Below are 13603 nucleotides of genomic sequence, written 5' to 3'. Positions count from 1 at the left end.
TAACTCGCCTGTCCCGCAAACAGTCCGATTCAGGTTGCGAAGGTTCGGTGCAGAAATCCGGCGGGTCGGGAAACGGCCTCGCGAGCACCTGCCGACACCTCGGCGAACTGTCCCAATTGACCGACTGACCTGCGCCGACACCCCTCCCGATCAACCTGCCCGATCGGATACGGTCACTCGCGCAGTGTCGCATGTCACTGTGCAGTCGAGGAGCAGAGTCTTTGCGCGAGTTCACCGTTCCGGCCCTGGCGACGGCACCTCAGGTCGGCGGAGTGGCAGATGCCGTCTTCGCGCACGCCGAGCAGACCCCGAAGCTGCCGTTGCTGGCCCGCAAGGAGGCCGACGGCACCTGGCAGGACGTCCCGGCGGCGCGGTTCCGGGATGAGGTCGTGGCGGTCGCGAAGGGGCTGCTGGCCCAGGGGGTCCGGTTCGGCGACCGGGTGGCCCTGATGTCGCGTACGCGCTACGAGTGGACGCTGCTGGACTTCGCGCTGTGGTCGGTGGGCGCCCAGAGCGTCCCCGTCTATCCGACCTCCTCGGCCGAGCAGGTCGCCTGGATGTTGTACGACGCCGAGGTGACGGCCGCGGTGGTCGAGCACGAGGACCACGCGATGACCGTCGGCTCGGTGGTCGGCCGGCTTCCGCGGCTGAAGAAGCTGTGGCAGCTGGACGCGGGCGCCGTCCACGAGCTGATGGCCGCGGGCGCGCATCTGGAGGACGAGGTCGTGCACCGGCACCGGCTGGCGCTCACCCCGGACACGGTCGCCACCGTCATCTACACCTCGGGCACCACGGGGCGCCCCAAGGGGTGCGTGATCACACACGCCAACTTCCTGGCCGAGACCGACAACATCATCGCCCGCTACGACCGGGTCTTCAGTGCCAAGGCCGGGGAGCAGGGCTCGCTGCTGCTGTTCCTGCCGCTGGCCCACGTATTCGGCCGAATGGTGGAGGTGGCCGCGGTACGGGCCGGACTCAAGCTGGGGCACCAGCCGCAGATGACGGCGCGCGCGCTGCTGCCCGACCTGGCGGCGTTCCGCCCCACCTTCGTCCAGGCGGTGCCGCATCTGTTCGAGAAGATCTTCCACAGCGCGCGCCGCAAGGCCGAGTCCCAGGGCAGGCTGGGCCCGTTCGAGAAGGCCGTCGACGTGGCTGTCCGGTACGCCGAGGCGGTCGAGCACAAGGCGTTCGGCACCGGTCCGGGGCCCGGTGCCTCGCTGCGTATGCAGCACCAGCTCTACGAGAAACTGGTCTACGGCAAGCTGCGGGAGGCCATGGGCGGCAGGTGCCGGTACGCGATGTCGGGCGGTTCGGCCATGGAACGGCGCCTGGGGCTGTTCTTCGACGGAGCCGGGATGCGGATCTTCGAGGGGTACGGGCTGACGGAGACGACGGCGGCCGCCGTCGCCAATCCGCCCGAGCGGCCCCGCTTCGGCACGGTCGGCCAGCCGGTCCCCGGCACCACCGTGCGGATCGCCGAGGACGGGGAGGTCCTGCTGAGCGGCGGGCAGATCTTCGGCGGCTATCTGAACAACGCGCGCGCCACCCAGGCCGCGCTGCGGGACGGCTGGCTCGCCACCGGTGACCTCGGCGCCCTGGACGACGACGGATATCTGACGATCACCGGCCGCAAGAAGGAGATCCTGGTCACCTCCAGCGGCAAGAGTGTCTCCCCCGGCCAGCTGGAGGAGCGGGTCCGCGAGCATCCGCTCGTCGGCCAGTGCATCGTGCTGGGCAACGACCGGCCCTACATCTCCGCGCTGCTGACCCTCGACCCGGACGCCGTGCAGCACTGGCTCACCATGCGGGACAAACCGGAGCTGGACCCCGCCGAACTGCTGCGGGACGAGGATCTGGAGACGGAGATGCGCAGAGCGGTCGTCGCCGCCAACACGCAGGTCTCCCAGGCCGAGTCCATCCGCACCTTCCGTATCCTGGCGACGCCGTTCACCGAGGAGGACGGGCTGCTGACCCCGTCGCTGAAGCTGCGCAGGGGGGCGATCGAGGCGGCCTACGCCTCCGAGATCGAGGCCCTCTACCGGGGCTGAGGCCACGCGGCGCCGGAGCCCGGGACCACACGCGGGGCAGCGACGCACATCATCGAACTCAGATTCGACAAGGAACAGAATTCCGGCGCTGGTCGTTCCCCCTGGGGCGGGACAAACGCTGGCAACGCACAACACCGAACGTAAGGACCCATCGCGTGAGCAACGTTCCCACCATCACGCTCAACAACGGCGTCACGATGCCGCAGCTCGGCTTCGGCGTCTGGCAGGTGCCGGCCGACGAGGCGGCGACGGCGGTGACCACGGCGCTGGAGTCCGGCTACCGCAGCATCGACACGGCTGCGGCGTACGCGAACGAGGAGGGCGTCGGCCGCGCCATCGCCGCCTCAGGGCTGCCCCGCGACGAACTGTTCGTCACCACCAAGCTGTGGAACTCCGACCAGGGGTACGACACGGCTCTGCGCGCCTTCGACACCTCCCTGGAACGCCTCGGCCTCGACCATGTGGACCTGTACCTGATCCACTGGCCGATGCCGGACGTCGACAAGTACGAGGACAGCTGGCGCGCGTTCGAGAAGATCTACGCCGACGGGCGCGCCCGCGCCATCGGCGTCTCCAACTTCCAGCCGACGCACCTCAACCGGCTCATCCAGCTCGGCGGCACCGTGCCCGCCGTCAACCAGATCGAGCTCCACCCCCGGCTCCAGCAGTCCGTGCCGCGCGCCTTCCACGCCGACCACGGCATCGCCACCGAGGCATGGTCGCCGCTCGGCCAGGGCGGCGATCTGCTCGACGACCCGACGCTGGGCGAGATCGCCGCCAGGCACGGCAAGACCGTCGCCCAGGTGGTGCTGCGCTGGCACCTCCAGCTGGGCAACGTGGTGATCCCCAAGTCGGTCACCCCGTCCCGGGTCCGGGAGAACATCGACATCCTCGACTTCGAGCTGAGCGGCGAGGACCTGGCCCGGATCGCCGAGCTGAACACCGACACCCGGATCGGCCCCGACCCGGACACCATGAACTGGCTGGGCGACTAGCCCCTGGGGCGCCCTCCCCGAGCGGCCCTCCAGCCCAGGGCGGGCTCCCTCGGTCAGCTCGCCCCGTGGCCCGGCGCGATCTCCTCGATCCGCCGGGCCAGGGCGATGTCCAGCTCGGTGATCCGGCCGCCGACACTGTGCGTGTTGACGGTGACCGAAAGGGAGTTGTAGCCCAGCGTCAGCTCGGAATGGTGGTTCAGCTCCTCCTGGATCGCGGCGATGTGCAGGGCCATCGCCGCCGCCGGAAGATGACCGGCCAGCGAGTAGGAGCGCGCGACGCTCTCGCCGTCGGTCGTCCAGTGCGGAAGACCGGCCAGCGCCTGCTCGGTCTCCTCGGGGGTCAGCGGCTGGGGCGCCATGGAGTTCCCTTCCTCGGGTGCTGCTTCTCCAGCCAGCCTGCCACGCGGGTTCGGTTACCGTCTGGTCCATGACCGCTGTCACCGAAGGGCCCGCGAGCGCGCCCACCATCGGCATGCTGCTGCGCGAGTGGCGCGAACGCGCCGGGCTCAGCCAGCTGGAACTGGCACTGCGCGCCGACTCCTCCGCGCGCCACATCAGCTTCATCGAGACGGGACGCACCGCACCCAGCCGCGAGATGGTGCTCAAGCTGGCCGCCACGCTGGATGTCCCGGTGCGGGAACGCAACACCCTGCTGCTGTCAGCGGGCTACGCTCCCGCTTTCGCCGCGACTCCGCTGGACGACCCGGCCCTCGATCAGGTGCGCGGGGCGCTCGAACGGATGGTCGCCGCCTACGATCCCTACCCCGCGCTGGTGCTGGACGGCTGCTACACGGTGGTGGCCGCCAACCAGGGCATCGCGGCGCTGCTGGACGGGGTGGCCCCGCACCTGCTGGAGCCACCGCTGAACGCCATGCGCATCACCCTCCACCCCGAGGGCCTGGCGCCCCGCATCCGCAACCTCGCCGAGTGGCGGGGCCATCTGCTGGACCAGATGAGCCGGCAGCTGGCGCTGCACCGTTCGCCCGCGCTGCGCGCTCTGCACGACGAGGTCGCCGCCTATCCGGTGCCCGGGGGCGAGCCCCTGGCCCAGTCCCCCACCGATGAGACGCGCTTCGCCCTCCCGATGGTCATCGAGCAGGGCGGGCAGATCCTCTCGTTCCTCTCCACCATCGCCACGTTCAACACCCCCCTGGATGTGACCGTCTCCGAGCTCGCCGTGGAGACCTTCCTCCCGGCCGACCCGGCGACCGCCAAGGCGCTGCACCGGACCGACTGATCCACTAGCGTCCTGCCCCGTGTCCGACAAAGCGCCGCGCCCGCACCGCGATACCGAGAGCTTCACCCTGCACCTCGGCAAGGAGGAACTTGTCGTACGGCAGCGCTATGAGGCGGCCAGCATCGCCAACGACATACTGATCGCCGTCTGGTTCCTCATCGGCAGCGTCATGTTCTTCTCACCGGAGTGGACCCGCACCGGTACCTGGTGCTTCGTCTTCGGCAGCGTCGAGCTGATGATCCGTCCCGTGATCCGGCTCGGCCGCCATGTCCACCTGCAGAAGGTGCGGGGCTCCACCCTCGGCGAGAGCGCCTCCGACCAGGACTACTGACCCCTTGAGGGCTGTCCCCCAGGCGGCCCTCAGGGATGTCCCGGAGACCTGGTGTAGCTGGCTACACCCCGGACGGGAGGCCAGACACCCGCTCCGATAGGCGTGCTGCGCGGATGTCGGCCGCAGCCCGCAACCGGAAGGCTCGAGGGCATGACGACAGCCATCGACGCACCGCAGTCGCGGACAGCGCCCGGCCACGGCCGCACACCGGACGCCCGGCGGCAGGGCAGCGACTTCTCGCGGCTCTCCGCCCGGATCTCGGCGGCCGGGCTGATGAACCGCAGGCCCCTCTACTACGCCGTACGCCTCACCCTCGTCGGGCTGGCGTTCGCCGCCGGATGGGTGGCCCTGTTCACCGTGGGCACCTCCTGGTGGCAGCTCGCCGTCGCCGCGTACCTGGGCGTGGTCTACGGCCAGCTCGCGCTGGTCGCCCACGATCTGGCGCACCGCCAGGTATTCCGCGGCCGCCGGGCCGGCGAGGTGTTCGGCCGCGCGGTCGGCAACCTGTGCATAGGGATGTCGTACGGCTGGTGGATGAACAAGCACACGCGGCACCACGCCAACCCCAACCACGAGGACCTGGACCCCGACGTCGCGCCCGACATCCTGGTCTGGTCGCGGGAGCAGGCGGCCGAGGCACGTGGGCTGCCCCGGTTCATCGGGCGCCACCAGGCCGCGCTGTTCTTCCCGCTGCTGACGCTGGAAGGGTTCAACCTGCACGTCTCCAGCTTCCGCGCGCTGGGCCGGCCGCACATGAAGCGCAGGTGGCTGGAGGGCGGGCTGCTGCTGGTGCACACCGCCGCGTATCTGGGTGCGCTGTTCTGGGCACTGCCGGTCGGTATGGCCTTCGCGGTGCTCTTCGTCCACCACGCCGTCTTCGGCGTCTACCTGGGCAGCATCTTCGCGCCCAACCACAAGGGCATGCCCACCCTCAAGGGCGACGAGCGGCCGGACTTTCTGCGCCGCCAGGTCCTCACCTCGCGCAATGTGCGCGGCGGACTCCTCACCGACCTGGCTCTCGGCGGCCTCAACTACCAGATCGAGCACCACCTCTTCCCCAGCATGCCGACCCCGCATCTGCGCAAGGCGCGGCCGCTGGTGCGCGACTACTGCGCGGAGATCGGCGTCCCGTACCACGAGACGGGGCTGATCGCCTCGTGGCGCGAAGCCCTGACCCACCTGCGCGAGGTGGGCGCCCCGCTCCGTGAGGACTCCCGGTCCGCTTGAGGGGCGTCTCCGGGAGGGGCACCTTCGGGAAGGGCGCCCCTCCGGGAAGGGCACCTCGGGCAGGAGCACCTCAGGCGCGGGGGACCACCGGCAGCGAGTCCGGCGCGTGCGGGGTGTGCGGGGTGTGCGGGGTCGGGACGCGGGCGGTCCCCTCCGGTCCCTCCGGCCCTTCCACTCCTTCCGGCAGGCCGGGCTCGGCCGACTCGGCGAGCCAGCGCCGCAGCACCCGGTGCACGGCCTCAGCGCCGACCAGCTCCCGGCCCGGCTCCACCGGCGGCGACAGCTCCAGCGGCGACAGCAGGAACGCCTCGCTCTGTTCGCCGCCCAGCCCGCCGTGCGAGCCGATCTGCTCCTCGAAGGCGTGCACGGCCCCGGTGAGCGGATCGAACGCGGAGTTGACCATGATGTCCGCCGCGTGCGGGAACCGCGCCGTACGCAGCACCGCCTCGGCCGCACCCGGGCCGAACACGGCCAGCGGGTCCCGTGGCCCGACCACCTCCCCGGTCTCCAGCCGGTGCTCACAGCCGCCCGCGCCCAGCGCCACGGGCCCGTGCTCGGCGCTGTGCACCAGGACGAAGCCGATGCCCGGGTGCTCGGCGAGCGTGGGCAGCAGCGCCGGGCGCAGCTCGTCGATGCGTTCGCGGGTCAGCCGCCCGGACTGGTCGGGGAAGGAGATCAGGCCCAGGTTGCCGGAGGCCAGTACGACGGGGCCGGTGTCGCGCCGCGGCGTACGCGGCCCCTCCTGACCCGAGTCCTCGGGGCGGCGCAGTGCGGCACGCGCCGCCGTACGCGCCTCCGAGCCGCTGACGGTGCGCCCGGCGCGGCGCGGCACCCGGAGGCCGCTGCCGGCGCGCACCAGGTCCTCCAGCGTCAGCCCGTAGGCATCCTCGAAGCTCTCACCGGGGCTCTGGCCGTGATCGGACAAGAGCACGAGACGGTACCGGCGCGGGGCGCGCTCGGCGACCTTGGCGATCAACTGCACCGACCGGTCCAGCCGGCGCAGCACCTGCCGGGTGTCCCGGCCGCGCGGCCCCGAGTGGTGCGCCACCTCGTCGTAGCCGACCAGGTCGGCGTAGACGGCGGTACGGCAGCTGAGCATGTCGCCGAGGACGGCGGCCACCACCACGTCCCGTTCGACGACGGTGGCGAAAGCGCGGACGAACGGGTACAGCCCGCCCCGGCCCACCCGCGGCCGTTCGCGGCGCAGCAGCGCCCGGGTGGACTGGACGATCTCGCGGACCACCTCCGCGACGAAGGAGACGACGGTCCTGGTGGCGTTGGCGGGGTCGGAGAAGTAGGCGAAGTACCCGGCGCGCGAGCGGGTCTCCTTGCCGCGGCGTGCCGAGACGGAGAGGACCAGCGCGTTCTGCCGGGCGCCGCCGGTGAACAGATTGCCGCGGCTGGCGCCGTCCCGCGCCAGCAGCCCGAGATCGCCGGTGCGCTCGACAGCGCGGCGCTGGAGTTCGACGGCGCTGGTGGGCCGGTTGCTGACGACGATCTCGCCGGTCTCCTTCTCGTACCAGCGGAAGGCGGGCACGTCCTCGTTGCTGCCGTGCAGGATGCCGAGCTGGCTGGCGCCGGTCTGGCTGGACCAGTCGGTGCGCCAGCGGGTGAGCCGGTGGGTGCGCCCGCACAGCGCGGCGACGGCGGGCATCAGCGGCTCCCCGCCCTCCGGCGCTGCCAGCGCCTCCCTGAGCACCGCGTACCCGAGCCCGTCGAGCTGGAGGAAGACCGTGCCCGGCGTGGTGGGCGGTGCGCCCTGGCCCTCCCTGCGCCTTCTGCGGCCCGCTATCCGGGCGAGCCGGTGGCGGTAGGCGCGGTCGTCCCGTACGGCCAGGAACGCGTTGGTCGCCGAGGAGGCCGCGGACATGGCGGCGGCCACCACGACGGCCATCGTCGGATCCGCGCTGCCCCGGCCGTAGGGGATCAGGGAGAGGGCGAGCCACAGCAGGGACCCGTTGAGGAAGAAGACCAGCAGCCCGAGGACCAGCGCCGGCACCAGCAGGAAGGCGCGCACCAGCAGCGGCCACACCAGGGCGCTCAGCAGCCCGAAGGCGCCGGCGCCGGCTGCCGCGGTGACACCGATGACGGTGGCGCTGTCGCCGCCGGCGGACTGGAGTCCGAAGTCCGGCAGCACCCCGGCGAGTACGAGCATCGTGAGGGTGCTGGCCAGCCAGACGGCGCCGACGCGCAGCGCAGTGGCTCCGAGGCGGCGCCACGGTATGCGTGAGACGTGCACGTCCGTCAGGTCACCTCCCGCACGGCTGATGGGACAACCTCCACTTTTGCACAGCCTCGTCCGTCTCCGCGTCCGCCTCCGGGGGGCGGGAAAGGGGTGCAGCCCGCGCCCTGACGGGGCGCGGTCCTCCAGGCCGGCAGGCGAAGGCATAGGCTCGTGGATGCCGTACCAGTGCGGATGACCCGGGGAAGGAGAGCACGTGCCGGTCGAGGTCACCTGGTGGGGGCACGCCACCGCCACCGTGCGGGACTCGGGGGTCACGGTGCTGACCGACCCGCTGCTGGTGCGCCGCCTCGCCCACCTGCGGCGCCGTCGCGGCGCGCTGCCGCCGCCCGAGGTGGCCCGCGCCGACCTGGTGCTCGTCTCGCATCTGCACGCCGACCACCTGCACCTGGGGTCGCTGGCCAAGCTGGCGCCCGGCACCCGCGTCGTCGTACCGCGCGGCGCGCCGCGCGCGGTGCCGGGGCTGCGGCGGCTGGCGCCACCGCTGGAGCTGATCGAGGCGGCCCCCGGCGACGAGATCGCCGAGGGGCCGGTCACCGTACGCGCCGTGCCCGCCGCGCACGACGGGCGGCGGCTGCCCGTGGGGCCGCACATATCGCCCGCGCTGGGCTTCGTCGTGACCGGTGAGGAGCGCACCTACTTCGCCGGTGACACCGGGCTGTTCGACGGGATGGCGGAGGTGGTCGGCGAGGTGGACACGGCGCTGCTCCCGGTCGGCGGCTGGGGCCCCTTCCTCGGCGAGGGCCATCTGGACGCGCGGCGGGCCGCCGAGGCGCTGGCCCGGTTGCGGCCGCGCAGCGCGGTACCGGTGCACTTCGGCACCTACTGGCCGGTCGGCCTCGACGCGGTCAGGCCGCACGAGTTCCACTCCCCCGGCACCGAGTTCAAGCGGCTGGCGGCGCGGCCGGCCCCCGAGGTCACCGTGCATCTGCTGGAGCACGGTCAGAGCGTGCGGCTGGAGGCGAACAGGTGAGCGGTACGCTCTCGGGCGGTCTGGGCGCGGTCGCCCACACCGTCTCCGAGACGGTGGTGCCCCCGCCCATGTCCACCCTCCCCCTGGGGGCACCTCCCAGCGGTAGCTGGGGGACTCCGGCCGGGTGGGACCCCCAGGCGCTGGGCTACCCCTCGTTGTTCCTGCTGGTGGTGCTCGGTTCGCTGGTGCCCGTCGTGCCGACCGGGGCGCTGGTGAGCGGCGCCGCCGTGGTGGCGCTGCACCAGAACCTGCCGGTGTTCGCCCTGCTCTCCGTCTTCGGTATCGCTTCCCTGGCCGCCTTCCTCGGCGACCTGGGCCTGTACTGGCTTGGCAGGCGCGGAATCGGCTCCAAGAACGGCTCGCGCTGGCTGACGGCGCTGCGCGAGCGGGCCGCGCCGGAGCGGCTCGCGCAGGCCGACGCGCGACTGCGCGAGCACGGGGTGGCGGTGCTGGTGGTCTCCCGGCTGATCCCGGCCGGGCGCATCCCGGTGATGCTCGCCTGTCTGCTGGCACGTATGCGGATGCGGGAGTTCGCGCGCGGCGATGTGCTGGCGTGCCTCGCGTGGGCCGCCGTCTACCAGCTCATCGGCGTCGCGGGCGGCTCACTCTTCCCCCGGCCCTGGGAGGGCATCGCCGCCGCCGTCGCGCTGACGCTGGTGGTGAGCGCCGCTCCGTCGGTGTGGCGCCGGGTGCGCGGATCGCGGCCTGACGCGGCGTGAGTGCAGTTACGCCGGCTCCAGCACGCGGGAGGCGCCCACCGGGAGGTCCCACAGGTCCTCGCGGGGGCGTTCGGACTTTCGCCACGCGGCCCGCACCCTGGTGAGCGGCTCCAGCGGCGGCTCGGCCGAGAGCAGGAACGTGGACCAGTGCATCGGCGCCATCCGGCGCGCGCCCAGGTCCTGACAGGCCACGACGGCTTCTTCCGGGTCGGTGTGCACGGGGCGCAGCATCCAGCGCGGGTCGTAGGCGCCGATGGGCAGCAGGGCCAGGTCGATGCCGGGGTAGCGGCGGCCGATCTCGCCGAACCAGTGCCCGTATCCGGTGTCGCCCGCGAAGTAGACGCGCTGCCCGTGCCGGTCCGTCAGCACCCAGCCGCCCCACAGGGAGCGGCAGGTGTCGGTGAGGGTGCGCTTGGACCAGTGGTGCGCGGGCACGAAGTCGAAGCGGACCCGCTCCCCCTCGGGCGTCGGCAGCTGGGCGCCCTCCCACCAGTCGAGCTCGGTGACGGTGGTGAAGCCGCGCTTGCGGCACCAGGCGCCGAGCCCGGCCGGTACGAACAGCGGGGTGGAGCGCGGGAGTCTGCGCAGGGTGGGGACGTCGAGATGGTCGTAGTGGTTGTGCGAGATGACGACGGCGTCGACCCTCGGCAGATCCTGCCAGGCCACCCCGACGGGCGTGATGCGCGCCGGGGTGCCGAGGATCTTCCGCGACCAGACCGGGTCGGTCAGCACCGTCAGACCGCCGATCCTCACCACCCAGCTCGCGTGCCCCGCCCAGGTGACGGAGACGCCGTCGGACCCAGGGTCGGGGATGGGTCCGGGCTCGAAGGGGAGCTTGGGGATCTCCTCGGCGAGCGCGGTGCCGATCGGCCGCATGGCGCCCTCGCGGGCGAGCCGGGCCATCGCACGGACCCCCGGCAGGGGCGAGGTGAGCCGGTCGGCGAACGAGCGGGGCCAGATCCGGCGGGCACCGACCGGACGTGGCGGGGAGAGCGCGGGCGGCGGGGGCTGGAGCAGCACGTCGGTGGGACCGGCGGGGCCACCGCCCCCGGCACAGCAGGAGGCACCCGCGCCGTGGGATGTCGGTGCCCGCCCGGTGGCGCTCGTCCCGTTGGCGTCCGTCCCGCTGGGGCTCGTCCCGTTGGGGCTCGTCCCGATGGCGTTCGCGCTGTCGGAGCCCGCGCCGTCGGAGCCTGCGCCGTCAGGGCTCGTACCGGCCGACGGGGTCTCGGCCGTCTCGGGGGTTTCCGAGGCGGCGGCTCCCTCGGGCAGGGATGAGCGCTCGGAGGGCTGCCCGGTCCGTTCGGTCATCTACTGAGGACTCCCATCCGTGAGGTCGACCAGCACCGACTGCACCCGTGCCAACGTCTCGGCCACGCCTGGCAATTCCCCCGGGGCCGTCGCGGCAGCCACCTCCGTGCCTCCCTCATCGACCGCCTGACCTGCGCTCCGGCCCCGGCCGGAGCGCGGGAGGGCGGCGGCGGGCAGCTCCGTGGTCAGCTGGACCCGCAGCTCGCGCGGATCGTCACCGAAGCGGTGCCCGCCCAGCGCGTAGGGGCCGAGCCGACGCACCAGTTCGGCCTCCAGCCCCGGCGCGTCGGTGATACCGCGCGCGGCCAGGCGGGGCCGGAACGGGTCGAGGTCGGCGTACAGGTGGCGTCCCAGATGCGGGGGCCGGCACAGCGCTCCGGCGTCGGTGACCGCCCGGTGCAGGGCACGGGCCAGGCCGCCGTACCACCGGGCCGCGGTGGCGCGGCGGGAGAGCAGCTCGGCGGGCTCCCGCAGCGCCTCGGCAGCCGTCTGGGCGAGCGGGTCGGGCAGGTCGGCACGGAGCGTGTCCAGCACCTCTTGCGCCCGTTCGCCCAGCAGCCGGCCGCGGCCCGTGGCGGGGAACCGTGCGATGCCGGGAGCCGGTCCCGGCCGGTGCGGAGCGGCGCCGCGGGCGCCGCCGGACGGGGCCCCGGACTCCGCCTCGAACGCGGCGTCGAGACCGGCGAGCACCACGACCTGGTCGGCCCTGCCCGCCTCGGCGAGGATCTCGGCCGGGCTGACGATGACGGTGTCGTGCGGGTCGTGCGAGGTGTCGCGCCACGTCTCGTCACTGACGATCAGCAAGCCCTCGGCGACGGCGGCCTCGCACACCTCGTGCAGCAGTTCGGGCGGCGGGGCCGTCCCGGTGACGTCGTCGGCCACGGAGACCACCAGGGCCTGCGGCACTTCGCCCGCGTCACGGGTCCTGCGCACGGCCTCCAGCAGCGCGAACGGGTCAGGGATGCCGCCGCTCTCCGCGGGGACCGGCACCGTGTGCACCGCCCGGCCGAGCAGCCGCGCCTGCTGCGCGTACCAGCGCGTACACGGGTGCGGGAGCAGCACGCTGCCGCGCCCGGGTTCTCCTGCGCCCGCGGCCGCGAGCACGGCGAGCAGCAGCAGGGGAACACCGGGCGCGACGGCGACCCGCGCCGGTTCGGCCGACAGGCCGCGCCGGTGCCAGTAGCCGCACGCCGCCTCGCGCACGGCGGCCGCGGACCGGTCCGCGAGCGGGCTCGCGTGCCCTCCGTCACCCTGGTCCGTGCGCCGCATCAGTTCCCGCCTCCGCCGCTTATCGGACAACCTTTCTTGCGTACACCTTGGCAGACGGGGGTCACACCGGCAGCGGCGACACGTGCCATACGGCGCTCACGGCAATCGTCCCCGTGCCGGTCCGCGCACCGGCACGGGCTGCTGGTCAGGCGGCGGCGCGGCCGGTGTGCGCACGGTGTGCGCGGTGCGCACGGGTGGCCTCGCGGCTGTGCGCTCCGCGCCGTACGGCACCTGGCCGTGCCGGCTCGCGCCGCGCCGGCTCATGCCGTGCCGGCTCATGCCGTGCCGGCTCATGCCGTGCGCTCTCCTGGCGGGCGCTCTCCTGGCGGGCGCTCTCCTGGCGGGCGCTCTCCTGGCGTGCCGCCTCGTGCTGTGTGGACGCACGCTCGCCTGGGGAGATCTCGCGGTCGAGGCGCCGGTCGGCTTCGACCTCGTGGTGGATGCGGCGGCACGTCCGGCTGATGAGCCGGGAGACGTGCATCTGGGAGATACCCAGCTGCTCGGCGATCCGGCTCTGGGTCATGTCGCAGAAGAACCGCATGTACAGGATGCGCCGTTCCCGCTCGGGCAGCCGGGCCAGCCGCGGCTTGACGGCCTCGCGGTAGACGACCTTGTCGAAGCCGGGCTCGGCGTCCCCGAGGGTGTCGGCCAGGGAGTAACCGTCGTCGGCGCCGGGGAATTCGGCGTCCAGGGACAGCGTGTTGTAGCTCTCCAGCGCCTCCAGGCCCAGCAGTACGTCCTCCTCGCTGAGGCCGCAGTGCTCGGCGATCCGCCGCACCGACGGGCTGCGCCCGTCCAGGGTGTGGCTCAGTTCCCGCTGGCTGCTGCGCACCCGGTTGCGGAGTTCCTGGACCCGCCGGGGCACGTGCAGGCCCCACATGTGATCGCGGAAGTGCCGTTTCACCTCGCCGACGATGGTCGGCACCGCGAAGCTCTCGAAGGCGCAGCCCCGCGAGATGTCGTAGCGTGCGACGGCCTTCACCAGACCGAGCGCGGCCACCTGTTCGAGGTCCTCCAGAGCCTCGCCGCGGTTGCGGAAGTGCCTGGCCAGCCGCCCCGCCATGGGCATCCAGGCCCGCACCACGCGCTGGCGGAGTTCTTCCTTCTCGGGCCCTTCGGGCAGTTCGGCGATGCGGCGGAACTCGGCGGTGGTGTCGGGGGCGTCGTCGTGGGGGTGCCTGGAGCGTGTCATACGGACGGTCATCGGCTGTGCTCCCGTAACGGTCGCGTCGTCAGACGGTCACCGCGGCA

The 13603-nt window shown here is 72.9% G+C and carries 11 protein-coding genes and 1 pseudogene; 7 read left to right on the top strand and 5 right to left on the bottom strand.

Annotated features, from left to right (window positions below):
• Window positions 1-221: 221 nt before the first annotated feature.
• Together JW592_RS16570 and JW592_RS16565 are read left to right on the top strand one after the other, a co-directional pair.
• Entirely contained in the window at window positions 222-2048 is a 1827-nt protein-coding gene (locus JW592_RS16570) for an AMP-dependent synthetase/ligase (RefSeq protein ID WP_209265877.1), read from the top strand.
• Window positions 2049-2203: 155 nt separating this feature from the next.
• A complete protein-coding gene (locus JW592_RS16565) occupies window positions 2204-3043 on the top strand; it encodes an aldo/keto reductase (RefSeq protein ID WP_307805436.1) in 840 nt (279 codons plus the stop codon).
• A gap of 53 nt (window positions 3044-3096) precedes the next feature.
• On the opposite strand, the gene JW592_RS16560 is transcribed toward JW592_RS16565, so the two are convergent.
• Window positions 3097-3402, bottom strand: coding sequence for a 4a-hydroxytetrahydrobiopterin dehydratase (locus tag JW592_RS16560; protein ID WP_209265876.1), 306 nt, complete (start codon window positions 3400-3402; stop codon window positions 3097-3099).
• Window positions 3403-3470: 68 nt separating this feature from the next.
• On the opposite strand from JW592_RS16560, the gene JW592_RS16555 reads away from it, so the two are divergent.
• The 3 genes from JW592_RS16555 (at window position 3471) to JW592_RS16545 (ending at window position 5838) form a co-directional block, all read left to right on the top strand.
• Window positions 3471-4280: a helix-turn-helix domain-containing protein gene (locus JW592_RS16555; protein ID WP_209265875.1), complete on the top strand. Its 810-nt coding sequence runs from the start codon at window positions 3471-3473 to the stop codon at window positions 4278-4280.
• Window positions 4281-4299: 19 nt separating this feature from the next.
• Complete coding sequence (locus JW592_RS16550) at window positions 4300-4611, top strand: YrhK family protein (RefSeq protein WP_209265873.1); 312 nt, start codon at window positions 4300-4302, stop codon at window positions 4609-4611.
• A 150-nt stretch (window positions 4612-4761) separates the two neighbouring features.
• Window positions 4762-5838 (top strand): fatty acid desaturase family protein, encoded by a 1077-nt coding sequence (locus tag JW592_RS16545; protein WP_209265871.1) that lies wholly within the window; start codon window positions 4762-4764, stop codon window positions 5836-5838.
• Between the two features lie 70 nt (window positions 5839-5908).
• On the opposite strand, the gene JW592_RS16540 is transcribed toward JW592_RS16545, so the two are convergent.
• Window positions 5909-8077 (bottom strand): phage holin family protein, encoded by a 2169-nt coding sequence (locus JW592_RS16540; protein ID WP_307805435.1) that lies wholly within the window; start codon window positions 8075-8077, stop codon window positions 5909-5911.
• Window positions 8078-8276: 199 nt separating this feature from the next.
• Between JW592_RS16540 and JW592_RS16535 the strand changes: the two genes are divergently transcribed.
• Together JW592_RS16535 and JW592_RS16530 are read left to right on the top strand one after the other, a co-directional pair.
• Window positions 8277-9053, top strand: a complete 777-nt coding sequence (locus JW592_RS16535; protein WP_209265869.1) for an MBL fold metallo-hydrolase — start codon at window positions 8277-8279, stop codon at window positions 9051-9053.
• Window positions 9054-9121: 68 nt separating this feature from the next.
• Complete coding sequence (locus tag JW592_RS16530; RefSeq protein ID WP_209265978.1) at window positions 9122-9772, top strand: DedA family protein; 651 nt, start codon at window positions 9122-9124, stop codon at window positions 9770-9772.
• 6 nt (window positions 9773-9778) lie between these two features.
• Here JW592_RS16530 and JW592_RS16525 read toward each other — a convergent pair whose 3' ends face one another.
• From JW592_RS16525 to JW592_RS16515, 3 genes and pseudogenes are all read right to left on the bottom strand, one after another.
• The gene (locus JW592_RS16525; RefSeq protein WP_229376210.1) at window positions 9779-11083 is read right to left on the bottom strand and encodes an MBL fold metallo-hydrolase; all 1305 of its coding nucleotides are present in this window, start codon (window positions 11081-11083) and stop codon (window positions 9779-9781) included.
• The gene (locus JW592_RS16520; RefSeq protein WP_209265867.1) at window positions 11084-12352 is read right to left on the bottom strand and encodes an aminotransferase class I/II-fold pyridoxal phosphate-dependent enzyme; all 1269 of its coding nucleotides are present in this window, start codon (window positions 12350-12352) and stop codon (window positions 11084-11086) included.
• Window positions 12353-12770: 418 nt separating this feature from the next.
• Window positions 12771-13556 (bottom strand): annotated as a pseudogene (locus JW592_RS16515) (SigB/SigF/SigG family RNA polymerase sigma factor); the annotation flags it as partial.
• Between the last annotated feature and the right edge of the window lie 47 nt (window positions 13557-13603).

It is taken from the genome of Streptomyces spirodelae (assembly GCF_017676385.1).
GTDB classification, from domain to species: domain Bacteria; phylum Actinomycetota; class Actinomycetes; order Streptomycetales; family Streptomycetaceae; genus Streptomyces; species Streptomyces spirodelae.
Note: the sequence above shows the minus strand (reverse complement) of the source record. Positions and strands in the feature narration are given on the sequence as shown.